General features: G+C 66.6%; 27 protein-coding genes. All 27 read left to right on the forward strand.

All coding sequences use genetic code 11. From position 1 onward, the window contains the following. Positions 1-3: 3 nt before the first annotated feature. The 27 genes from tuf (at position 4) to CQ045_RS10405 (ending at position 22,873) form a co-directional block, all read left to right on the forward strand. The gene (gene tuf, locus CQ045_RS10275; protein ID WP_046747810.1) at positions 4-1,194 is read left to right on the forward strand and encodes an elongation factor Tu; all 1,191 of its coding nucleotides are present in this window, start codon (positions 4-6) and stop codon (positions 1,192-1,194) included. Positions 1,195-1,345: 151 nt separating this feature from the next. Next, the gene (locus tag CQ045_RS10280) at positions 1,346-1,558 is read left to right on the forward strand and encodes a hypothetical protein (protein ID WP_105723378.1); all 213 of its coding nucleotides are present in this window, start codon (positions 1,346-1,348) and stop codon (positions 1,556-1,558) included. Positions 1,559-1,879: 321 nt separating this feature from the next. After that, on the forward strand, positions 1,880-8,827 hold the full coding sequence (locus CQ045_RS10285; RefSeq protein WP_105723380.1) for a DUF5979 domain-containing protein: 6,948 nt from the start codon (positions 1,880-1,882) through the stop codon (positions 8,825-8,827). Positions 8,828-9,627: 800 nt separating this feature from the next. After that, a complete protein-coding gene (gene rpsJ, locus CQ045_RS10290; protein WP_017201594.1) occupies positions 9,628-9,936 on the forward strand; it encodes a 30S ribosomal protein S10 in 309 nt (102 codons plus the stop codon). Between the two features lie 8 nt (positions 9,937-9,944). Continuing rightward, positions 9,945-10,604: a 50S ribosomal protein L3 gene (gene rplC / locus CQ045_RS10295; RefSeq protein WP_105723382.1), complete on the forward strand. Its 660-nt coding sequence runs from the start codon at positions 9,945-9,947 to the stop codon at positions 10,602-10,604. Positions 10,605-10,606: 2 nt separating this feature from the next. Further along, positions 10,607-11,269: a 50S ribosomal protein L4 gene (rplD, locus tag CQ045_RS10300; protein WP_105723384.1), complete on the forward strand. Its 663-nt coding sequence runs from the start codon at positions 10,607-10,609 to the stop codon at positions 11,267-11,269. After that, positions 11,266-11,589, forward strand: coding sequence for a 50S ribosomal protein L23 (rplW, locus tag CQ045_RS10305; RefSeq protein WP_017829206.1), 324 nt, complete (start codon positions 11,266-11,268; stop codon positions 11,587-11,589). Before rplD ends, rplW begins: the two co-directional genes overlap by 4 nt. A 20-nt stretch (positions 11,590-11,609) precedes the next feature. Then, positions 11,610-12,449, forward strand: coding sequence for a 50S ribosomal protein L2 (rplB, locus tag CQ045_RS10310; protein ID WP_105670831.1), 840 nt, complete (start codon positions 11,610-11,612; stop codon positions 12,447-12,449). 12 nt (positions 12,450-12,461) lie between these two features. Next, positions 12,462-12,743, forward strand: a complete 282-nt coding sequence (gene rpsS / locus CQ045_RS10315) for a 30S ribosomal protein S19 (RefSeq protein ID WP_017829205.1) — start codon at positions 12,462-12,464, stop codon at positions 12,741-12,743. Next, a complete protein-coding gene (gene rplV, locus CQ045_RS10320; protein ID WP_017829204.1) occupies positions 12,743-13,141 on the forward strand; it encodes a 50S ribosomal protein L22 in 399 nt (132 codons plus the stop codon). Before rpsS ends, rplV begins: the two co-directional genes overlap by 1 nt. Next, positions 13,141-13,896: a 30S ribosomal protein S3 gene (rpsC, locus tag CQ045_RS10325; protein WP_017201587.1), complete on the forward strand. Its 756-nt coding sequence runs from the start codon at positions 13,141-13,143 to the stop codon at positions 13,894-13,896. The genes rplV and rpsC overlap by 1 nt, the downstream gene beginning before the upstream one ends. Next, on the forward strand, positions 13,896-14,315 hold the full coding sequence (rplP, locus tag CQ045_RS10330; RefSeq protein ID WP_017829203.1) for a 50S ribosomal protein L16: 420 nt from the start codon (positions 13,896-13,898) through the stop codon (positions 14,313-14,315). Before rpsC ends, rplP begins: the two co-directional genes overlap by 1 nt. Further along, positions 14,315-14,632 carry a 50S ribosomal protein L29 gene (gene rpmC, locus CQ045_RS10335; RefSeq protein WP_017829202.1) on the forward strand — a complete coding sequence of 106 codons (318 nt, stop codon included), beginning with the start codon at positions 14,315-14,317 and terminating at the stop codon, positions 14,630-14,632. The genes rplP and rpmC overlap by 1 nt, the downstream gene beginning before the upstream one ends. After that, positions 14,632-14,964 (forward strand): 30S ribosomal protein S17, encoded by a 333-nt coding sequence (gene rpsQ, locus CQ045_RS10340; RefSeq protein ID WP_021201120.1) that lies wholly within the window; start codon positions 14,632-14,634, stop codon positions 14,962-14,964. The genes rpmC and rpsQ overlap by 1 nt, the downstream gene beginning before the upstream one ends. Then, positions 14,961-15,329: a 50S ribosomal protein L14 gene (gene rplN / locus CQ045_RS10345; RefSeq protein ID WP_017201583.1), complete on the forward strand. Its 369-nt coding sequence runs from the start codon at positions 14,961-14,963 to the stop codon at positions 15,327-15,329. Before rpsQ ends, rplN begins: the two co-directional genes overlap by 4 nt. Positions 15,330-15,331: 2 nt before the next feature. After that, positions 15,332-15,691 carry a 50S ribosomal protein L24 gene (rplX, locus tag CQ045_RS10350; protein WP_017829200.1) on the forward strand — a complete coding sequence of 120 codons (360 nt, stop codon included), beginning with the start codon at positions 15,332-15,334 and terminating at the stop codon, positions 15,689-15,691. Continuing rightward, entirely contained in the window at positions 15,691-16,281 is a 591-nt protein-coding gene (rplE, locus tag CQ045_RS10355) for a 50S ribosomal protein L5 (RefSeq protein WP_105670832.1), read from the forward strand. The genes rplX and rplE overlap by 1 nt, the downstream gene beginning before the upstream one ends. Positions 16,282-16,413: 132 nt before the next feature. Continuing rightward, positions 16,414-16,812, forward strand: coding sequence for a 30S ribosomal protein S8 (rpsH, locus tag CQ045_RS10360; protein WP_017829198.1), 399 nt, complete (start codon positions 16,414-16,416; stop codon positions 16,810-16,812). A 6-nt stretch (positions 16,813-16,818) separates the two neighbouring features. Next, the gene (gene rplF / locus CQ045_RS10365) at positions 16,819-17,355 is read left to right on the forward strand and encodes a 50S ribosomal protein L6 (protein WP_105723386.1); all 537 of its coding nucleotides are present in this window, start codon (positions 16,819-16,821) and stop codon (positions 17,353-17,355) included. Between the two features lie 2 nt (positions 17,356-17,357). After that, positions 17,358-17,717: a 50S ribosomal protein L18 gene (gene rplR, locus CQ045_RS10370; protein WP_029260926.1), complete on the forward strand. Its 360-nt coding sequence runs from the start codon at positions 17,358-17,360 to the stop codon at positions 17,715-17,717. Next, positions 17,714-18,415 (forward strand): 30S ribosomal protein S5, encoded by a 702-nt coding sequence (gene rpsE, locus CQ045_RS10375; RefSeq protein ID WP_029260927.1) that lies wholly within the window; start codon positions 17,714-17,716, stop codon positions 18,413-18,415. The genes rplR and rpsE overlap by 4 nt, the downstream gene beginning before the upstream one ends. After that, positions 18,415-18,600 carry a 50S ribosomal protein L30 gene (gene rpmD / locus CQ045_RS10380; RefSeq protein ID WP_017201575.1) on the forward strand — a complete coding sequence of 62 codons (186 nt, stop codon included), beginning with the start codon at positions 18,415-18,417 and terminating at the stop codon, positions 18,598-18,600. The genes rpsE and rpmD overlap by 1 nt, the downstream gene beginning before the upstream one ends. Continuing rightward, on the forward strand, positions 18,600-19,250 hold the full coding sequence (gene rplO, locus CQ045_RS10385; protein WP_105723388.1) for a 50S ribosomal protein L15: 651 nt from the start codon (positions 18,600-18,602) through the stop codon (positions 19,248-19,250). Before rpmD ends, rplO begins: the two co-directional genes overlap by 1 nt. 183 nt (positions 19,251-19,433) lie before the next feature. After that, positions 19,434-20,756, forward strand: a complete 1,323-nt coding sequence (gene secY / locus CQ045_RS10390; RefSeq protein ID WP_105723390.1) for a preprotein translocase subunit SecY — start codon at positions 19,434-19,436, stop codon at positions 20,754-20,756. Further along, the gene (locus tag CQ045_RS10395) at positions 20,753-21,358 is read left to right on the forward strand and encodes an adenylate kinase (RefSeq protein WP_105723392.1); all 606 of its coding nucleotides are present in this window, start codon (positions 20,753-20,755) and stop codon (positions 21,356-21,358) included. Before secY ends, CQ045_RS10395 begins: the two co-directional genes overlap by 4 nt. A 1-nt stretch (position 21,359) precedes the next feature. Next, positions 21,360-22,211 carry a type I methionyl aminopeptidase gene (map, locus tag CQ045_RS10400; protein WP_105723394.1) on the forward strand — a complete coding sequence of 284 codons (852 nt, stop codon included), beginning with the start codon at positions 21,360-21,362 and terminating at the stop codon, positions 22,209-22,211. After that, positions 22,211-22,873 (forward strand): thioredoxin domain-containing protein, encoded by a 663-nt coding sequence (locus CQ045_RS10405; RefSeq protein WP_105723396.1) that lies wholly within the window; start codon positions 22,211-22,213, stop codon positions 22,871-22,873. Before map ends, CQ045_RS10405 begins: the two co-directional genes overlap by 1 nt. Positions 22,874-22,952 lie beyond the last annotated feature (79 nt).

A 22,952-nucleotide genomic window follows, 5' to 3' on the forward strand; every position in this document is an offset into this window, starting at 1 on the left:
CCAGTGGCTAAGGCCAAGTTCGAGCGGACCAAGCCGCACGTCAACATCGGAACGATCGGTCACGTCGACCACGGCAAGACCACGCTCTCCGCAGCGATCTCGAAGGTGCTTGCTGACAAGTTCCCGTCCGACACCAACGTGCAGCGCGACTTCGCTTCCATCGACTCGGCGCCGGAAGAGCGCCAGCGTGGAATCACCATCAACATCTCGCACATCGAGTACGAGACCCCCAAGCGTCACTACGCTCACGTCGACGCTCCCGGCCACGCCGACTACGTCAAGAACATGATCACCGGTGCTGCTCAGATGGACGGCGCGATCCTCGTGGTCGCCGCCACCGACGGCCCGATGGCTCAGACGCGTGAGCACGTGCTGCTCGCCAAGCAGGTCGGCGTTCCGTACCTGCTGGTCGCGCTGAACAAGTCCGACATGGTCGACGACGAGGAGATCCTGGAGCTCGTCGAGCTCGAGGTCCGCGAGCTGCTCGCAGGCCAGGGCTTCGACGAGGACGCTCCTGTCGTCCGCGTCTCGGCTCTCAAGGCGCTCGAGGGCGACGAGAAGTGGACCCAGGCGATCCTGGACCTCATGCAGGCTGTCGACGACAGCGTTCCGGACCCGGAGCGTGACCGTGACAAGCCGTTCCTGATGCCCGTCGAGGACGTCTTCACGATCACCGGCCGTGGAACCGTCGTCACGGGTCGCGCCGAGCGTGGCACGCTGGCCATCAACTCCGAGGTCGAGATCGTCGGACTCCGTCCGACCGTCAAGACCACGGTCACGGGTATCGAGATGTTCCACAAGCAGCTCGACGAGGCCTGGGCCGGCGAGAACTGTGGTCTCCTGCTCCGTGGCACGAAGCGTGAGGACGTCGAGCGCGGTCAGGTCATCGTCAAGCCGGGTTCGGTCACGCCGCACACCGACTTCGAGGGCACCGCGTACATCCTGTCCAAGGACGAGGGTGGGCGTCACAACCCCTTCTACACGAACTACCGCCCGCAGTTCTACTTCCGCACCACCGACGTCACCGGCGTCATCTCGCTGCCCGAGGGCACCGAGATGGTCATGCCCGGCGACACCACCGACATGACGGTCGAGCTGATCCAGCCGATCGCCATGGAGGAGGGCCTCGGCTTCGCCATCCGTGAGGGTGGACGCACCGTCGGCGCCGGTACGGTCACGAAGATCATCAAGTAAGCATCTGCTTCCTCGCAGCGGGGTCGGGCCTTCGGGTCCGGCCCCGCTGTCGTTAACCGGGGACCCGAGGGTTCCCTTCGGCGGGACGGGCATGCACAATGAGTGTGGTCGGCCCGTCGGTCGACAGCACACACGTCAGAAGGGGAACCATATGGGCATCGACGACGCCGTGAACAAGGGCAAAGACCTCTACGAGCAGAACAAGGACAAGATCGCCGAGGCGGTCAAGAGCGAGCAGGCCGAGGACATCAGCGACAAGGTGCTCGACGGCGTCGCCGACTTCGCCAAGAAGATCGCCCCGGGTGCTGCCGACAAGATCGATGAGATCCGCGACAGCGCGGACAAGGCGGTCGGCAACGAGTAGCAACCCCTCACCTCGCTGAGCGGCGACCCATCCATCGGATGGGTCGCCGCTTTTTCGTGCGCTGACGAGACGCGTCGGTTCGCCGATTGGCATCCTGAAGTATCGATATGCCAGGATAAAGGAAGTACGACTCCTTGGACGTTTGGCTACAGACGCTCGAGGTGGCTGGTCGTTCAGCCAGAGGCGACCGGATTCGCCGCGCCCTCTCCGCAGAGGGCCGGAGCTGCCGTTCTGCCGCGCGCATGAGCGGAAATCGCCCCCCGGACCGGGGGGATAGGGGAGGGCCGTCGGCATTGTCGACGGCGGGGGAGGAATGCGCTCATGCGCGCCGAAAAACTGTACGTTCACGCTGCCCGCCGCAAGCCGTGGGCCATCATCGCAGCGATCGCCGTTCTCGTCTCGGCACTCGTCGTGCCGACCGCACCGGTCTACGCGGCCGAAGGGGATCCCGAGTACCTGACGGTCTCGAAGAGCGTCTCGCCCGCCACGGTCTCGCCGGGGCAGCCGTTCACCTACACGATCGCGGTCAACTGCTCGGAGAGCTCGTGCCTCGACGCGACTCTCACGGATGCGCTGCCGGCCGAGCTCGCCGGCTACACGATCCAGAACGTGTCGATGCAGCCGGGGGCAGCGAGCATTCCGCGTGACGTCACCTGGAGCGTCGACGGAGCGGTCGGCACGACGACCCCGTCCGTCGTGACCGCCGACACCGTCCTCGACGTCGACTTCACGGGTGCCATCAGCGCACCCGCCGGAACCGGACTGCAGAACGGTCAGACGTTCACGGTCACGATCACCCTCCAGGTCCCCGACTACCTGCCGCCGGGGACCCGGACGATCACGAACGTGGCGAAGACGGAGGCGACCAACTCCGCGCCCGACACCGATGACGCGACCATCACCGTGGTCACTCCGGAGATCCTCGCCGTCGACGTGGCGAAGACGTGGTCGCCTTCGCCGCAGAGCTTCAACCCCGGTTCGGCCTCGAGCATCGGCCTGACCGTCACGAACGCCTCCAACGGGCCCGTCGAGACACTCATCGTCCAGGAGCCCGCGACCGCGGAGGACGGCGCGACGACCCTCGACGCGAGCAACCCGTTCCTGATCACGGACTTCACCGGCTTCGGCGCGACCGCCCTGCCCGACGGGGCGGATGAGGTGCAGACCGATCTCTACCTGCAGCAGGCGGACGGGACGTGGCAGTGGGTTCCCGGACCTCCGTCCGGCAGGCCCGAGATCCCCTCCGACGTGGACCCGGCCGCGATCGGCGGCATCCGACTCACCTACACCGGCTCGGCGATCCAGGAGGCAGCGAGCGGCACCGTCGCCATCGACGTCGTCCAGCGTGAGACGAACCGCAACACCGACGCCGACCTGTCGACCGCCACGCACAAGATCGACAACGTCGTGACGGCGACGGCTGCCGTCGAAGGACGAGACCCGGTCACGGACACGGCAGGAGCCACCTATCAGGTGATCCCCGCCTCGATCGCCGCAGCGACGAGCAAGAACATCAACCCCGATCGCATCGCCGCCGGCGACAGCGCCGAGGCCCGCATCGTCGGCACCAACACCTCCGACGTGGGGGTCAACGAGCTGCGGGTCGCAGACCTCGACTTCTTCGACGAGGACATCCTCTTCCTGGGCTTCACCTCCGCGCCGGTGTGGCCGCAGGACGCGGACGCCGGTGTGGTGCGCTACCACCCGCTCGACGGCAGCGCGGTGGTCGAGGTGGCGCTGGTCGAGGGTGTGATTCCGGCCCTGCCCGCGGACGCCATCTCCGGATTCGAGTTCGTCTTCACCGCCGCGAACGGCGGGATCGCCTCCGGATCGAGTGCTGTCATCGACTTCACGATCGGCTCGAAGGAGTCCGCGATCGGCAGTGGCACGCAGCGGACAGTGACGAACTCGGCCACCACCTCGGTCATCGCGCAGAACGGCGTGGATGCCGAGGCGACCGACACGGCCGATCTCACGCTGCTCAAGCCCGAGATCGATGTCACGCTGGACAAGAGCATCCGCCCCTCCGGATCCGTCGCCCCCGGCGAGCGGGTCGTGACGGAGCTGACCGCGAAGCTCACCACGACGTCCGACTACGTGCGTCCGACGCAGATCGTCGTCGAGGACGCCTGGACCGGCGACGGCGACTTCTGGGACGCCTTCGACCTCGTGTCGATCGCTCCGACGCAGGTCCCCTCGAACGCAACCCTCGCGATCGAGGTGCAGGACGAGAACGGAGACTGGCGACAGCTCCAGGTGTTCTTCGCGCAGGCACAGCCGCACCTGGTCTCGATGACCGCGACCGAGATCGCGGCCGCGCTCCCGAGCAGTGTCTCGATCGACGACCTCCGCGGCATCCGCTTCACATTCGACAACACGACCGCCGACGGATTCCCGGCCGGTACCACCGTGACGCCGTACGTCGTGACGGAGGCGCGCAGCGAGCTGCGCAGCGGAGGCGACACGGCCCCGGTCCCCGACAAGCCGGTGACGTACACGAACAGTGCGACCACGACCGGCACCGGCAAGACGGCGGTGGGCACCCCGCTCACCGACACCGACGAAGACCAGGGCACCGCCGTCATCGAGACCGAATCGGGCCAGGGGACGATCGGGATCGACAAGCGGTGGAGCGAACCCACCGTCTCCGCACAGTCCGGGCAGCTCCGCGGCACGACTCTGAGCTGGAGCGTGGGCGAGGGGTACGGCAGCGTCGTGATCTCCGACCCCGCCACGAGCGGCGACGCCTTCGACCCGGCCAGCGCTCCCGGCGCGATCGCCGGTTCCGTGTTCGACGCGTTCGACCTCGTGCGGATCAACGCGATCCCCGCGGATCCCGAGCCGTTCAGCAACGGCTGGTACATGCGGTACGACAACGTAGACGCGGTGGAGCTCTACCTCGGCGGCACGTGGCAGACGATTCCCGCGCCCCCGGAAGGATGGATCCAGAACGGAGCGTTCGTCGGTCACGTGCTGGCGCCCGCTGCCAGCGAGAACGCCACCGGCTTCCGCATCCGTCTCTCCCCGAACGATCAGGCTCGAGCCGCGGCCGTCGCAGCGGGTGACCCGTGGGTCACCGCGCTGGGCGCCGGTGTCGGATCCAGCAGCGCGATCCGGACCTTCGACCTGACCTGGCAGATCCGCGACCAGAAGCGGTCGGACGGGAGCTGGGTCACCGACAAGGCGCGGTACAACACCGCTGACGCCGGGTTGGTCGAGAACTCCACGCGCATCGACGCCGAGACCCTCGCGACAGGTGCCGTGCACAGCGACACCGACGCCGATTCGATCCTGATCACCAACCCGGGTCCGGGAGTCACGGTGCGCAAGTCGGTCACGCCGACCTCGTCTCTGCACGTGCCGTTCCCCGGCACCGCCCCGTCCGCCTACCCGACCGCGAGCTACACTCTCGAGGCCCGCAACGACTCCGTCTCCTCCGCGTCGTATGTCCGTGTCACGGACCCGCCGGTGTGCGCCGACGGAGAGGCGATGGCGCTCTGCCAGAGCCCCGGAACAGCGGCCGGCGCGACGGGGGATCCCTTCGCAGACGGCATCGACTGGCTGACCGGGTCCGGACAGGGGAACCCGTTCGAGCGCTTCGACCTGCGCCGGGTCACCGTATCGGCCTCGATCCCCGCTGAGGTCGACCTGGCGGCGAGCATCGTGTGGCTCCTGCGTCACGACGACGGCTCGTACACCACCGAGCAGTCGACGGCAGCTGCGGTGAATGCGATGGCTCCGGCGGACCTCGCCGACGTCGTGGGCGTCAGCGTCACCTTCCAGGGGACCGACCCGGCGACCACCGGCGGCACCATCAGCTCGGCGAACGTGCTGCGGATCGTCATGGACACCCAGCTGCGACCGACGCTGCGGAGTTCCGGCGAGCCGCAGGTCGTGGCCGCCAACGAGAGGGTCGGAGTGGCCAACCGCGTGTTCGCGCAGTCCTACGACCCCATCCTGAACGACGGCGTGACCACCGGCGCGCGCGATGCCGTGGCGGTGACGCTCACGGGCGGCGACCTCAACGTCGCGCCGCGCAAGACCGTGTCGCCGAACGCGCTCACGGAACCGACGAAGGACACTCCCGTCACGGTCACTCTGGGCGCGAACCAGGGCACCTCGCCGGTCAGCACGCTGTCTCCTGCGGAGGTGCGTCTGACCGATGACATCACGGGCTCGCCGAAGTTCTGGAACTCGTTCGACTTCACCGGCCTCGGCGCCATCACGCCGCCGGCCGGAGCCGATCGGGTGCGGGTCGCGGTGTTCGGTCCGTTCGGCGCCGACGGTGCGGCGGAGTGGGTCGAGTCCGCTCCGACGGCGATCGGGAGCGCGACCGTCCCGGTCGCGGCCGACCGGTACGGCGACGTGCAGGGCATCCGGTTCGCGTTCTCCCGCGCCGACGGCGCGTTCTTCTCGCCGACCGTTCCCGCTCCGCGCTGGAGCACTTCGGCGGCGTTCACGGTGCAGCTCCGTGAGGACGACCGCGCCACCGGTGCCGCGATCGCCATGACCGGCAGCGTGCCCAATACGGTGACGGTCATCAGCGACCGGCTGAACGGCGAGACCTCGGAGGAGAAGTCCACCGACGCCTCGATCGCGCTGAGCCCGGGCACCTTCCGGATCTCGGTCAACAAGCAGGTCAACGACGGCGTCAGCCACTTCGCCACCGCTGGCGACCTGCTGCCGTGGGACCTCGCCTTCACGAACACCGGCACCGGGTACCTGACGGTCGAGGAGCTTCGCGATCTGCTGCCGTCGCACCTCGTGTACCTGGGTGACGAGCCCGTGTACACGCCTGCTTCCGGAGGCCTGCTCGGTGCGCCGGAGAGCATGACCGAGGAAGACGGGGAACTCGTGTTCACCTGGGGGACCGGCGCGCGCATGGCGCCCGGCGAGACCTTCTCGGTCAGGGTGCTCCTGCAGCTCCAGCCCGGTCTGGGCATCGGCCAGCAGGCTGTGAACCAGATGACCGTCCACACGGCGGAGAACCTGCAGGCATGCACCAACACCCGCCCCGGCGGTGCCGTCACGGGTGCGTGGGCGGCGGACGACACCACCTGCGGGACCACCGACTACGTCACGCCCGCGAACGCGACCAGCCTGTTCGTGGTCAAGGGCGTGCGCGGTGAGCGTCCCGGCGCCGTGTTCCCGGGCGCTCCCGACCGGATCTGCCAGCAGAACCTGGTCGTGACCGGTGGAGCGTACTTCCGCTCGCCGTGCGCGGCGAACAGCGAGATCGGCGGGACCGACGACTGGGTGCTTCGCGCGCAGAACGGCGGGACCAGCGAGATGGCGGAGATGGTGCTGTTCGACCAGCTCCCCGTCGCGGGCGACCGTTCGCTGATCTCCGGCGCGAGCCGCGGATCGGTGTTCCGGCCGCAGCTGCTCGATGATCTCGCGATCAACGCCCCGCAGGGGACGACGACGGTCGTGCAGGTCTCGACGTCCGCGGACGTCTGCGCCCGCACCTGGGGCAACCTGGTCAACCAGAACCCGTGCGAGCAGAACGGCGAAGTGTGGGTGGTCGCCGATGCGGACACCGACTGGTCCGTCGTCTCCGGCATCCGCGTGAGCCTGGACTTCCGTTCGACGGCGGCCGGGGCTCTCACGCCGGGGCAGTTCGTCGACGTGACGTACAGCACGACGAACGTCGTGGCCTCGGCAGCGAACCCGAGTGGTGCGCCTTCGAGCGTCCCCGCTTCGGATTCGTTCGCCTGGAACCAGTTCGGCGTGAAGTTCCGCGACAAGGACTCGGCCGCCTTCCAGCGCATCGCACCGTCTCCGGTCGGCACACACCTCGTGGTCGGCGCCCTGCGCGTCGACAAGAAGGTCACCGGTGCGGCGGCGGCGTACGCTCCTGATGAGTTCCGGGCCGATGTGGTCTGCACGATCGACGGCGTCGAGCTCGGCATGGGCGCGGACGCGGTCGTCGTGCTCGATGACGGAAACGGCTTCAGCCGCCGTATCGACGGCATTCCGCTCGGCGCCTCCTGCACGATCACCGAGCAGGGCGCGACCGGCTCCTACGGAGAGGCGAGCCGCTCCGGCTCCCCGACCACGGTCGTGATCTCCGAGGTGGCGGAAGCAGGCGACGCCGTTCCGGCGGATGACATCGTGGAACTCGGCAACGACTACACGTTCTCCGGGTTCAGCGTCACGAAGGACGTGGACACGGATGCCGTCGCCGGCAGCTTCGGTCCGTTCGACTTCACCGTGACCTGCACGACGGCGACCGGTGTTCCCGTGACCTTCGCCGGGGGTGCGACCCAGCTCGACTTCACGCTCGCCGCGGGGGAGACCTTCACGGCGCCCGCGAACACGGTGCCCGCGCGTTCGGTGTGCGTGGTCACCGAGGTCGGAAGCTCGGCCGCCGACGAGATCGTCATCACCGGCACCGGCGTCACCGACCTCGGTGGCGGCGCGGCGGAGATCGAGGTCGGCGTGGCGACGGCGGATGTCACCGTCACCAACAGCTACGACACCGGCATCCTGACCGTCGTGAAGGAGGTCGACGGCGACGGGGCGGCTCTCTACGGAACCGAAGCGTTCACGTTCTCCGCGCTGTGCACCTATCGGGGCCAGGAGATCCTGAACCTCGAGTTCGAACTCGAGGCCGGGAGCATGCGGACCTTCGGTCCGTACCCCGCGTCCAGCTCGTGCGCGGTCGAGGAGATCGATGCGGCTGGAGCGACGAGCGCGACGCTCGCGCCGGCGGACGGGATCGTGACCGTCGGCGAAGGCGTCGACCCGGCATGGACGGTCACGGCGACGAACACGTTCGACCTCACCGAGATCGCGGTGACGAAGACGCGCACCGGTGACCTGGATGCGGAGGGCGCCGACGGCGTCTTCACCGTGGAACTCCAGTGCGTCCTGCCGACCGACGGCGACGACCGGGTGATCGCGATCCCGGGTGGTGCGGTGCGCGAGCTGCGGGCATCGAGCGGATACCGGGCGGACTACGGTTCTCTTCCGGTCGACGCACGGTGCGAGATCACCGAGACCGACGCCGGCACCGCCGTGCGGACGTCGGTGACGGTCGCGACCTCCCAGGCGCCGGCGGCGACCTCGGCGGGGACGACGGCACAGATCGATCTCGCGGGTGCGGATGCGCCGACCGAGGTCGAGATCCGCAACGAGTTCGTCAAGGTGCTGCCGATGACCGGACTCGGCGGCACGCTGGCGCTCTGGACGATCATCCTCGTCCTGATCGCCGGAGGCGCCCTCCTGCTGCTGGCTCAGCGTCGTCGGTCCCGACAGGGGAGCTGATCACGATGCCGGGGCGGGCACAGGACGTGCCCGCCCCGGCATCCAATGTGGCGCATTCGCCGGTGTATCGAGTAGGATCATCTCGACCGCCTGGGGATCTTGCGGTCGGGGAAGCCGAAGGGGTTCGGTTTCCTGAAGCACGCGGTCTTCCGCGTACAAACTGGGGATAAGCGATCTTGGGGATCATCGTGCGACGCGCGCACTTCGTGCGCCTGAGCGTCTCCCTGCCTGCGCGGCGGGTCTTCTTCCGCCGCGCCCTCCATCGAGGAGTTCGGCGTCCCTTCACGCCGGGCTACTCGCGTTCGGTGTGCCCCCTCGCACTGAACGCCCTCCCCAAGCGGGGCGAGGCATGGGGATGCCTCGCCCCGCTATCTCCTGCGATCTGACCCGCTCGCGAACCGCGGAAGTGCCCGCTCGACGGGCGCGACACGCCCGGGTTTGCAGAAGTGAAATCAGCCGTGGCAGAATAGACAGGTTCGATATTCCGTCGCCGCTGTGCGTGCGCCGGATCACTGCCAGGGCAGTGCATAGACGGCGCCTCCTCCGGGACGGTGCAGGGTTCTAGGCCGCGGGTAGCAGAACACACACCCCGACACCTTCCTGATGGAGGTTCTGCCGTGCGCGGCGGAGGTCGGCATCCGTTCGCCTCACGGCGTGCGGCTGACAGAAGAACAGTGGTGCAGCAGATCGACTCGCAAGAGCCGTTCTCGTGCCGAGGCGCGAACAGCGCCGACGTGCGTCCAATGCCCCAGGGCCACCCGGTCCCGGACGGTATGACGCCTAAAGAGAGAGAGCAGACAATGGCGGGACAGAAGATCCGCATTCGCCTGAAGTCGTATGACCATGAGGTCATCGACACGTCCGCACGCAAGATCGTCGACACCGTGACCCGTGCGGGCGCAACCGTCGTCGGCCCCGTGCCCCTTCCGACCGAGAAGAACGTCGTGTGCGTCATCCGGTCGCCGCACAAGTACAAGGACAGCCGCGAGCACTTCGAGATGCGCACCCACAAGCGTCTGATCGACATCGTCGACCCGACGCCCAAGGCCGTCGACTCGCTGATGCGTCTCGACCTGCCTGCCGATGTCAACATCGAGATCAAGCTCTGAGGCTCGGCATGACTGACATCAACTCCAAGGTTTCCAAGGGCATGCTGGGCACGAAGCTCGGTATGACCCAGGTCTGGAACGAGAGCGGCAAGCTCGTTCCCGTCACCGTCATCGAGCTCGCCTCGAACGTGGTCACGCAGATCCGTACGCCCGAGAAGGACGGCTACAACGCCGTGCAGATCGCCTACGGCCAGATCGACCCCCGCAAGGTGAACAAGCCCCTCACGGCTCACTTCGAGGCAGCCGGCGTCACGCCGCGTCGTCACGTCACCGAGATCCGCACCGCGGACGCCGGCGACTACAGCCTGGGCCAGGAGCTCACGGTCGACGGCACCTTCGAAGCGGGCCAGCTCGTCGACGTCGTCGGCACGAGCAAGGGCAAGGGCTTCGCCGGTGTCATGAAGCGTCACAACTTCAAGGGCGTCTCGGCCTCGCACGGTTCGCACCGCAACCACCGCAAGCCCGGCTCCATCGGCGCATCGTCGACCCCGAGCCGCGTCTTCAAGGGCATGCGCATGGCCGGCCGTATGGGTGGCGAGCGCGTGACCGTCCTCAACCTCACGGTGCACGCCGTCGACATCGAGAAGGGTCTGCTGCTCGTCAAGGGCGCCGTCCCCGGTGCTCGTGGCCGCATCGTCTATGTCCGCAACGCAGTGAAGGGTGCCTGATCATGGCTGACTCCACTCTCGCGCTCGACGTCCTCAAGGCAGACGGCAAGAAGGCAGGCTCGATCGAGCTTCCCGCCGCGCTGTTCGACGCCAAGACGAACATCCCGCTCATCCACCAGGTCGTCGTCGCGCAGCTCGCGGCGGCTCGCCAGGGCACGCACTCGACCAAGCGTCGTGGCGAGGTCTCCGGTGCCGGCCGCAAGCCCTTCAAGCAGAAGGGCACGGGTAACGCCCGTCAGGGTTCCATCCGCGCGCCGCACATGACCGGTGGTGGCATCGTGCACGGCCCCAAGCCGCGCGACTACTCGCAGCGCACCCCCAAGAAGATGATCGCCGCCGCCCTGCTGGGCGCGCTCAGCGACCGCTTCCGCGGTGACCGCATCCACGCGATCGAGTCCTTCGGGATCGATGGCACGCCCTCGACCAAGACCGCGGTGAACTTCCTCACCAACGTCGTCTCGTCGAAGAACGTGCTCGTCGTGACCGAGCGCAACGACGACGTGACGCTGAAGAGCATCCGCAACCTGTCGAACCTGCACGTGCTGACGTTCGACCAGCTCAACGCATACGACGTTCTCGTCTCCGACGACATCGTCTTCACCCAGGCCGCGCTCGAAGGCTTCATCGCCTCCAAGTCCGGCGCCAACCAGGAGGTCTCCGCATGAGCGAGCAGGCATCTGTTCTCCAGACGGCCCTGAACAAGGACCCGCGCGACATCATCCTGAAGCCGGTCGTGTCCGAGAAGAGCTACGGTCTCATCGATGAAGGCAAGTACACCTTCCTCGTCGACCCGCGCGCTTCGAAGACCGAGATCAAGCTCGCCATCGAGAAGATCTTCGGCGTCAAGGTCGCAGGGGTCAACACCCTCAACCGCGTCGGCAAGGCTCGCCGCACCCGCTTCGGCACCGGCAAGCGCAAGGACACCAAGCGCGCCATCGTCACCCTGAAGTCGGGCACCATCGACATCTTCACGGCAATCGGCTGATCCGGGGGATAAGGACAATAATGGCTATTCGCAAGTACAAGCCCACGACCCCGGGCCGTCGCGGCTCGTCGGTGGCTGACTTCGCCGAGATCACTCGATCGACGCCGGAGAAGTCGCTGCTGCGCCCGCTCTCGAAGACCGGTGGTCGCAACAACCAGGGCCGCATCACGACCCGTCACATCGGTGGTGGCCACAAGCGCCAGTACCGTGTCATCGACTTCCGTCGTAACGACAAGGACGGCGTCAACGCCAAGGTCGCTCACATCGAGTACGACCCCAACCGCACCGCGCGCATCGCGCTGCTGCACTACTTCGACGGAGAGAAGCGCTACATCCTTGCTCCGGCGAAGCTGAAGCAGGGCGACGTCGTCGAGTCGGGTGCCGGCGCTGACATCAAGCCGGGCAACAACCTCCCGCTGAAGAACATCCCCACGGGTACCGTCATCCACGCGATCGAGCTCCGTCCCGGTGGCGGCGCGAAGATGGCACGTTCGGCCGGTGCATCTGTCCGTCTCGTCGCCAAGGACGGCCCCTACGCCCAGCTGCGTCTCCCCTCGGGCGAGATCCGCAACGTCGATGCGCGCTGCCGCGCGACCATCGGCGAGGTCGGCAACGCCGAGCAGTCGAACATCAACTGGGGTAAGGCCGGCCGCATGCGCTGGAAGGGCGTCCGCCCGACCGTGCGTGGTGTCGCGATGAACCCGGTCGACCACCCGCACGGTGGTGGTGAGGGTAAGACGTCCGGTGGTCGTCACCCCGTCTCCCCGTGGGGCCAGGCTGAGGGTCGTACCCGTCACGCCAACAAGGAAAGCGACAAGTACATCGTGCGTCGTCGTAACGCCGGCAAGAAGCGTAAGTAGGAGTAAGAGAAGATGCCTCGCAGTCTTAAGAAGGGCCCCTTCGTCGACGATCACCTGCTTCGCAAGGTGGTCGTGCAGAACGAAGCCGGCACCAAGAACGTCATCAAGACCTGGTCCCGTCGGTCCATGATCATCCCGGCCATGCTGGGTCACACGATCGCGGTCCACGACGGACGCAAGCACATCCCTGTGTTCGTGTCCGAGACCATGGTCGGTCACAAGCTGGGCGAGTTCGCGCCCACCCGCACCTTCCGCGGCCACGAGAAGGACGACAAGAAGGGGCGGCGCCGCTAATGGTCGAATCGATCGCACGCGTGCGACACATCCGCGTGACCCCTCAGAAGGCTCGTCGTGTCGTCGCGCTCATCAAGGGCAAGCAGGCCCAGGAGGCTCTGGCGATCCTGAAGTTCGCACAGCAGAGCGCCAGCGAGCCGATCTACAAGCTTGTCGCGTCGGCCATGGCCAACGCGCAGGTCAAGGCAGATCGCGACGGCGAGTTCCTCGACGAGAAGGACCTGTACGTGGCCAACGCGTACGTCGACGAGGGCACCACGCTCAAGCGTTTCCAGCCCCGTGCACAGGGTCGCGCTTTCCAGATCAAGAAGCGCACGAGCCACATCACGGTCGTGCTCTCGACGCCTGAGGCAGCTCCGGCCGCCGCGGGCGACAGCAACAAGAAGGCGAGCAAGTAATGGGACAGAAGGTAAACCCGTACGGCTTCCGTCTCGGCATCACGACGGACCACGTCTCGCGTTGGTTCTCTGACTCGACGAAGCCGGGTCAGCGTTACGCCGACTACGTCGCCGAGGACATCAAGATCCGTAACCTGCTCAAGACGCAGCTCGACCGCGCCGGTGTCTCGAACATCGAGATCGAGCGCACCCGTGACCGCGTCCGCGTCGACATTCACACCGCCCGCCCGGGCATCGTGATCGGTCGTCGTGGCGCCGAGGCCGAGCGCATCCGCGGCGACCTCGAGAAGCTCTCGGGCAAGCAGATCCAGCTGAACATCCTCGAGGTCAAGAACCCCGAGGCCGACGCTCAGCTCGTCGCACAGGGCATCGCCGAGCAGCTGTCTGCTCGCGTGGCGTTCCGTCGTGCGATGCGCAAGGGTCTGCAGGGCGCTCAGCGCGCAGGCGCCAAGGGCATCCGCATCCAGGTCTCCGGCCGCCTCGGTGGCGCCGAGATGAGCCGTTCGGAGTTCTACCGCGAGGGTCGTGTGCCGCTGCACACGCTGCGCGCGAACATCGACTACGGCTTCTACGAGGCGAAGACCACCTTCGGCCGCATCGGCGTGAAGGTCTGGATCTACAAGGGCGACCTGACCGCGAAGGAGCTCGCTCGCGAGCAGGCCAACGCACCCAAGGCTCGTCGTGACGACCGTGGTGGCGACCGCCGCCGTGCCCCGCGCAACGAGGCACCTGTCGCAGAAGGAGCGTCGGCATAATGCTCATCCCCCGTAAGGTCAAGTTCCGCAAGCAGCACCACCCGGGTCGCTCGGGTCAGGCCACCGGCGGCACGAAGGTCTCCTTCGGCGAGTACGGTATCCAGGCCCTCACGCCCGCTTACGTGACGAACCGTCAGATCGAGTCCGCTCGTATCGCGATGACCCGTCACATCAAGCGTGGTGGAAAGGTGTGGATCAACATCTACCCCGACCGTCCGCTCACGAAGAAGCCTGCCGAGACCCGCATGGGTTCCGGTAAGGGTTCCCCCGAGTGGTGGGTCGCCAACGTCAAGCCGGGCCGTGTCCTCTTCGAGGTCGCGGGTGTCGACGAGGAGCTCGCTCGCGAAGCTCTGACCCGTGCAATTCACAAGCTGCCGCTCAAGGCACGCATCATCAAGCGCGAGGAGGGCGACGCGTAATGGCGATCGGCACCAAGGAGCTCGCCCCGGCAGAGCTCGATACATTCGAAGACCAGCGCCTCGTCGAGGAGCTGCGCAAGGCCAAGGAGGAGCTGTTCAACCTCCGTTTCCAGTCGGCCACCGGCCAGCTGGAGAGCCACGGCCGCATCCGCGCCGTCAAGCGCGACATCGCGCGTCTCTACACCGTGATCCGCGAACGCGAGCTGGGCATCCGTGCGACGCCCGCTCCGGTCGAGGCTCCGGCCAAGAAGGCGACCAAGTCGAAGGCGAAGAAGGCGGACTCCGCCGACGACGCCGTGAAGGAAGAGGCTGAGTGATGGCCACCAAGAAGGAAGCGACTGTGGAGACGCAGGCCGCAGGACACGAGTCGTCCGAGCACGACGTCCGCGACTCCGCTGCCCGCGGTTACCGCAAGGCACGTCGCGGCTACGTCGTCAGCGACAAGATGGACAAGACCATCGTGGTCGAGGTCGAGGACCGCGTGAAGCACCCGCTTTACGGCAAGGTCATCCGCCGCACCTCGAAGGTCAAGGCGCACGATGAGGCGAACTCCGCCGGCATCGGCGACCTGGTCCTGATCAACGAGACCCGCCCGCTGAGCGCCACGAAGCGCTGGCGCCTGGTGGAGATTCTGGAGAAGGCCAAGTGATTCAGCAGGAATCCCGACTCAAGGTCGCCGACAACACCGGCGCCAAGGAGCTGCTCACCATCCGCGTTCTCGGTGGCTCGAAGCGTCGTTACGCCGGTCTGGGTGACACCATCGTCGCGACCGTCAAGGACGCGATCCCCGGTGGCAACGTGAAGAAGGGCGACGTCGTCAAGGCGGTCATCGTCCGCACCAAGAAGGAGGTCCGTCGTCCGGACGGCTCCTACATCAAGTTCGACGAGAACGCCGCAGTCATCCTGAAGAACGACGGGGAGCCCCGCGGCACCCGTATCTTCGGGCCGGTCGGTCGTGAGCTTCGCGACAAGAAGTTCATGAAGATCGTCTCGCTGGCGCCGGAGGTCATCTAATCATGGCGAAGATCAAGAAGGGTGACCTGGTTCAGGTCATCACCGGTGCGACGCAGGAGCGTGGCGGCGACCGCGGCAAGCAGGGCAAGGTCCTCGATGTCCTTGCCGAGAAGAACCGCGTCATCGTCGAAGGCGTGAACTACGTCACCAAGCACACCCGCGTCGGCCAGACGCAGCGTGGCACCAAGACCGGAGGCATCGAGACCGTCGAAGCCTCCATCCACATCTCGAACGTCGCACTCGTCGACCCCTCGACCAAGAAGCCGACCAAGGTCGGCCACCGGGTGGAGGAGCAGACGAAGGACGGCGTGAAGCGCACCGTCCGCGTGCGTTACGCGAAGAAGAGCGGTAAGGACCTCTGATGAGCACCGATACTGCCGCGCCGGCTGGCAAGATCCAGCCGCGCCTGAAGCAGAAGTACAATTCCGAGATCAAGAAGGCGCTGCAGGAAGAGTTCGGTTACGCGAACGTCATGCAGATCCCCGGACTGGTCAAGGTCGTCGTGAACACCGGTGTCGGCGAGGCAGCTCGCGACAGCAAGGTGATCGATGGTGCGGTCGACGACCTCACCAAGATCACCGGCCAGAAGCCGATCGTCACGAAGGCCCGCAAGTCCATCGCGCAGTTCAAGCTGCGTGAGGGCCAGGCCATCGGCGCGCACGTCACCCTCCGTGGCGACCGCGCGTGGGAGTTCGTGGACCGCCTGGTCTCGCTCGCACTGCCCCGTATCCGCGACTTCCGCGGTCTCTCGGCCAAGCAGTTCGACGGGAACGGCAACTACACCTTCGGTCTCCAGGAGCAGAGCGTGTTCCACGAGATCGATCAGGACAAGATCGACCGGGTTCGCGGTTTCGACATCACCGTCGTCACCACCGCGAAGACGGATGACGAGGGTCGGGCTCTGCTCCGCCACCTCGGCTTCCCGTTCCGCTCGGAAGACGCACAGGCGTAACACCTTTGACGGGCTCAGTGGTCATGTGTCACTGAGCCCGTCGATGTGCACGTACAATTGAAGATTGCGTGTCATCGCAGGCCGTCTGTCGTGTAACGGCAGCCGGAACCTCATGAACAAAGGAAAACAACCATGACAATGACAGACCCGGTCGCAGATCTGCTGACCCGTCTGCGCAACGCGAACTCGGCGCACCACGATTCCGTGACCCTGCCGTCGAGCAAGCTCAAGACGCACATCGCTCAGATCCTCCAGCAGGAGGGCTACATCGCCGGCTGGGAGACCTCTGACGCTCGCGTCGGGAAGAACCTCACGCTGACGCTGAAGTACGGCCCGAACCGTGAGCGCTCGATCGCTGGCATCAAGCGCGTCTCGAAGCCCGGCCTCCGCGTCTACGCGAAGTCGACCGAGCTCCCCACGGTCCTCGGCGGCCTCGGCGTGGCCATCCTGTCCACTTCCTCCGGTCTTCTCACCGACCGTCAGGCTGAGCAGAAGGGCGTGGGCGGAGAAGTTCTCGCCTACGTGTGGTAATTCGAAATGTCGCGTATTGGACGACTTCCCATCGACGTTCCCGCGGGCGTGACCGTTTCGGTCGACGGCCGTGAGGTCGCGGTGAAGGGCCCCAAGGGTGAGCTCACCCTCACGGTGGCCAGCCCCATCGAGGTCGCGGTCGAGGAGAACCAGGTTCTGGTCTCCCGTCCCGACGACGAGCGTGAGTCGCGGTCGCTTCACGGCCTGACCCGCACGCTCATCAACAACAACATCATCGGCGTGACCCAGGGCTACACCAAGGGTCTCGAGGTCGTGGGTACCGGTTACCGTGTGCAGCAGAAGGGCAGCTCGGTCGAGTTCGCCCTCGGCTTCTCGCACCCGGTCCTGATCGACCCGCCCGCCGGGATCACGCTCACGGTCGAGGGCACCACCAAGCTCACCGTCAGCGGAATCGACAAGCAGGCTGTCGGCGAGGCAGCTGCGAACATCCGCAAGATCCGCAAGCCCGAGCCGTACAAGGGCAAGGGCGTGCGCTACGCCGGCGAGGTCGTGCGTCGCAAGGCCGGAAAGAGTGGTAAGTAACCATGGCTCTCAAGTCAAAGTCTGACGCCCGCGCGCGTCGTCACGCCCGCCTTCGCAAGAAGGTCGTCGGCACCGAGGTGCGTCCGCGCCTCGTCGTCAACCGCTCGGCCCGCCACGTCTTCGTGCAGCTGGTCGACGACAGCAAGGGTCACACCGTGGCGTCGGCTTCGACGCTCGAGACCGACCTGCGCTCGCTCGAGGGTGACAAGACCGCCAAGGCCCGCAAGGTCGGCGAGCTCCTCGCCGAGCGTGCGAAGGCTGCCGGCGTTTCCGAGGCAGTGTTCGACCGTGGCGGCAACCGCTACGCCGGTCGTGTCGCCGCCATCGCCGACGGCGCCCGCGAGGGGGGTCTGGCACTGTGAGTGACAACAAGGAGAACGAAGTGACCGAAGCGGCTGCTGCCACTTCCGAGACGGCTGCCGGCACCACGCAGGCTGAGCCGGCTCGCGATCAGCGTGACGGCCGCCGCGGTGGCCGCGGCGACCGCAACCAGGGTGGCCGCGACCGCAACTCGCGCGACCGTGGTGACAACCAGTTCCTGGAGCGCGTCGTCACGATCAACCGCGTCTCGAAGGTCGTGAAGGGTGGTCGTCGCTTCAGCTTCACCGCCCTCGTGGTCGTCGGTGACGGCAACGGTCTGGTCGGCGTCGGCTACGGCAAGGCACGAGAGGTCCCCCTGGCGATCTCGAAGGGTGTCGAAGAGGCCAAGCGCAACTTCTTCCGCGTTCCGCGCGTCGGCAGCACCATCCCGCACCCGGTGCAGGGTGAGGCGGCCGCCGGTGTGGTCCTGCTCCGTCCGGCCGCTGCCGGTACCGGTGTCATCGCCGGTGGTCCGGTCCGCGCCGTGCTCGAGTGCGCCGGAATCCACGACGTGCTGTCGAAGTCGCTCGGTTCGTCGAACACGATCAACATCGTGCACGCGACGGTCACCGCCCTGAAGCAGCTCGAGGAGCCTCGTGCGGTCGCCGCACGTCGTGGCCTCGAGTTCGACCAGGTCGCCCCGGCACGCCTCGTGCGCGCCGAGGCCGAGGCCATCGCCGCACAGAAGGTAGGTGCCTGATGGCCGCGCGACTGAAGGTCACGCAGATCAAGTCCAAGGTGAGCGAGAAGCAGAACCAGCGCGACACGCTGCGCAGCCTCGGTCTGAAGCGGATCGGTGACACCACCGTCCGCCCCGACGACGCGCAGACGCGCGGTTACGTCAAGACCGTCGCACACCTCGTCAAGGTTGAGGAGATCGACTAATGGCTGAGAAGAACGAGGCCGTCGAGGCTGAGAAGGCCACGAAGAAGGCTGCAGCTCCCAAGGCTGCCGCCGAGAAGAAGCCGGCTGCGAAGAAGGCTCCGGCCAAGAGCGCTGCCGCCGATGCCAAGGGCGAGGCCGCGGCCAAGAAGCCTGCGGCCAAGAAGCCGGCTGCCAAGAAGGCTGCACCCGCGAAGGATGCTCCGGCATCCCGCCCGGGTGTGCTGAAGGTGCACCACCTGCGTCCCGTTCCCGGGGCCAACACCGCCAAGACTCGCGTCGGCCGTGGTGAGGGCTCGAAGGGCAAGACCGCCGGTCGTGGTACCAAGGGCACCAAGGCGCGCAACACCGTTCGCGTCGGCTTCGAGGGTGGGCAGATGCCGCTGCACATGCGCACCCCGAAGCTGCGCGGGTTCAAGAACCCGTTCCGCGTCGAGTACCAGGTCGTCAACCTGGAGAAGCTCGCGGAACTGTACCCCAAGGGTGGCGATGTCACCATCGGCGACCTGGTCGCCAAGGGTGCCGTTCGCAAGAACGAGAAGGTCAAGGTTCTCGGAAACGGCGACATCGCCGTGAAGCTCACCGTTTCGGTCGACAAGGTCTCGGGTTCTGCCGAGCAGAAGATCGTCGCGGCGGGCGGATCCGTCAAGTAACCGCTGCACGAGAGGGGTCGGAGATTCTCCGGCCCCTCTTGTGGTTTCACACTCCGAGACCTCGCTCTGGGGCCGCATCCGGCGGGCCGGGGATCGGTGACGAATTCCGGGGACCCTGGTTTGCGTTACCCTGGTCTTTCAGCCGTCCTTCGGGAATCGGCAACCTTTTCAGGAGGAACGTCCTTGTTTAGCGCCATCGCGCGGATCTTCCGCACCCCCGACCTGCGTCGGAAGATCGGTTTCACCCTCGCCATCATCGCGATCTACCGACTCGGTTCCAACGTGCCGGCCCCGTTCGTGAACTTCCCGAATGTCGAGGAGTGTCTTGCCGCCAACGCGGGCACCGATGGGCTGCTCGGACTGGTCAACCTCTTCTCCGGCGGCGCACTGCTGCAGCTCTCCATCTTCGCGCTGGGCGTCATGCCCTACATCACCGCGACGATCATCACGCAGCTCCTCCGCGTCGTCATCCCGCACTTCGAGGCGCTGCACAAGGAAGGGCAGGCCGGCCAGGCCCGTCTGACCCAGTACACGCGCTACCTCACGATTGCCCTCGCGCTGCTCCAGTCGACGACGCTCGTCACGGTGGCGCGCAGTGGGCAGCTCTTCGGCTCGACAGATCTCGCCGCCTGCCAGCAGCTCCTGACGAACGACGTCTGGTGGGCGCAGCTGCTCATCATCATGACGATGACGGCCGGCACGGGTCTGATCATGTGGTTCGCCGAGCTCGTCACGGAGCGCGGCATCGGCAACGGCATGTCGCTCCTCATCTTCACCTCGATCGCCGCGACGTTCCCCGGAGCTATGGGCCTGATCTGGCAGACCAAGGGCTTCGAGGTCTTCCTGCTGGTGCTGCTCGTCGGAATCATCGTCATGGGACTGGTCGTCTTCGTCGAGCAGTCGCAGAGACGCATCCCGGTGCAGTACGCCAAGCGGATGGTCGGACGTCGCACGTACGGCGGGACGAACACGTACATCCCGATCAAGGTGAACATGGCGGGTGTGATCCCCGTCATCTTCGCCTCGTCGCTGCTTTACATCCCTGCGTTGATCGCCCAGTTCAACACTCCGCAGGACGGGTCCACCCCGGCCGCCTGGGTCACCTGGATCACGACGAACTTCACCACCGGCAACAGCCCGGTGTACATGGCCGCCTACTTCCTGCTCATCATCGGGTTCACCTACTTCTACGTGGCGATCACGTTCAACCCGGTCGAGGTCGCAGACAACATGAAGAAGTACGGCGGGTTCATCCCGGGTATCCGTGCGGGTCGTCCCACGGCCGAGTACCTCGACTACGTGCTCACCCGCATCACGCTTCCGGGCTCGCTGTACCTGGGTCTGATCGCGCTCATCCCGCTGATCGCGCTGGCCACGGTCGGCGCGAACCAGAACTTCCCGTTCGGCGGCGCCTCGATCCTCATCATCGTCGGTGTGGGTCTCGAGACGGTCAAGCAGATCGACGCGCAGCTGCAGCAGCGACACTACGAAGGGCTCCTCCGATGACAGCATCCGCACGTCTTCTCATCGTCGGCCCGCAGGGTTCCGGCAAGGGCACGCAGGGCGTGCGCATCGCCGAGTCCTACGGCATCCCGGTCGTGTCGACCGGTGACATCTTCCGGGCGAACATCAAGGAGGGGACGCCGCTGGGCCAGCAGGTCACGGCGATCCTCGACAAGGGCGACCTGGTCCCGGATGAGCTGACGAGCGAGATCGTGCGCGACCGGCTGTCTCAGGAAGACGCGGCTCACGGGTTCCTGCTCGACGGATACCCGCGCAACACCGCGCAGGTCGGGCACCTGGAGTCGTTCCTCGCGGAGCGCGGGGAGTCGCTCGACGCGGTCATCCTCCTCGATGTGCCGCGTGAGGAGAGCCTGGAGCGTCTGACGCTCCGCGCCACCGAGCAGGGCCGTTCGGACGACACCCCGGAGGCCATCGGCCACCGCCTCGACATCTACGAGCGCGAGACCGCTCCGATCATCGAGGTCTACGGCGCCAAGGGCATCGTGGACCGCATCGACGGAACCGGCGCTCTCGACGAGGTCACCGAGCGGATCACGGCGGCGCTGGCCGCCCGCGGCCTGCGTCTCGCGGCCTCCGCGTCCTGAGATGTTCCGCCGGTCGATCTACAAGACCCCGGCTCAGCTGCGAGCCATGGTCGAGCCCGGGCTCATCACGGCAGCGGCGCTGGACGCCGTCCGTCCGCTGATCAGAGCCGGAGTCACGACGCTGGAGCTGGATGCCGTGGCGAACCGGACGATCCTCGCTCGTGGCGCGGAGTCGAACTTCCAGCTGGTGCGGGGATACCGCCACACCACCTGCATCTCGGTGAACGAGCAGGTCGTGCACGGCATCCCGGGGGAGCGGGTGCTGCAGCCCGGAGACATCGTGTCGGTCGACTGCGGAGCGCAGTTCCACGGCTGGAACGGGGACAGTGCGATGACCGTCGTCGTCCCCGACCCGGAGCGTGCCGAGCTGGTCGCCCGGCGCCAGGAGCTCTCCCGCGTCACCGAGGGCTCGATGTGGGCCGGCATCGCCGCGATGGCCTCCGTGTCGTCCATCGACGAGATCGGTGCGGCGATCCAGGACTACATCGAGGCTCAGGGGCCCTCTGCGGTCTCCGGGGAGCCTTACGGCATCCTCCGCGAGTATGTGGGCCACGGCATCGGCCGGAAGATGCACGAGGCCCCGAGTGTCTTCAACTACCGCACGCCCGACCGCGGCGAAGACGTGAAGCCCGGTCTCGTGCTCGCGATCGAGCCGATGGTGACCGCGGGGGGAGAGGCGACCTTCGTCGAGGACGACGACTGGACGGTCACCACGGTCGACGGCACGGACGGCTCTCACTGGGAACATAGCGTCGCACTGCATGATGGTGGTATCTGGGTGCTCACCGCGCCCGATGGCGGAAGAGCCGGACTCGCCCCGTTCGGGGTAGAGCCTCGAGAGATCGGAAAGTAATGGCAGCGGCGAAGAGCAACACCAACTGGTTCGCGATCGGCGTCTCCATCGCTGTGGTCGTGGTGCTGGTAGCGATCGGTGGACTCGTGGTGTTCCTCAATAATCAGGCGACCGCGCCTGGGGTCGCTCCGAAGAGCGACATCATCAACGAGGAGACCGGCGCGATCTCGTTCGGCGACGGCGAGGACGAGGTCGACACGTTCGTCGACTTCATGTGCCCGATCTGCGGCGACTTCGAGAAGCAGTACGGCGAGCAGCTGCAGGCCGCGGCCGCCGACGGGAAGATCACCCTGAACCTGCACCCGATCTCGATCCTCGACCGCTACTCGCAGAACACGCAGTTCTCGACGCGCGCGGCCGCCTCGGTGTACTGCGTGGCCGAGAAGGCGCCGGAGTCGGCGCTGGACTACTTCAACCTCCTGTTCGAGAACCAGCCCGAGGAGAACACCGCCGGTCTCACCGACGACGAGCTCGCCGCTTTGGCCGACCAGGTGGGGGCGGGAGCCGCCGCGGACTGCATCGCCGACGGCACCTACATGGACTTCATCGGGGATCAGACCAAGAACCACGAGATCCAGGGAACGCCGACCATCGAGGTCAACGGCAAGCGCCTCGACCTGCAGGCCGGCGACATCACGATCATGGAGAAGCTGCTCGGGTGATCGGGCCGTTCTCCACCGGCGCTCAAGTTGCCGGATGGCTCCGGAGCGTCTAACATAGATCTTTGGTGCTTTGTGCCTT

This window comes from Microbacterium sp. MYb66 (assembly GCF_002979435.1).
Classification (GTDB): Bacteria; Actinomycetota; Actinomycetes; order Actinomycetales; family Microbacteriaceae; genus Microbacterium.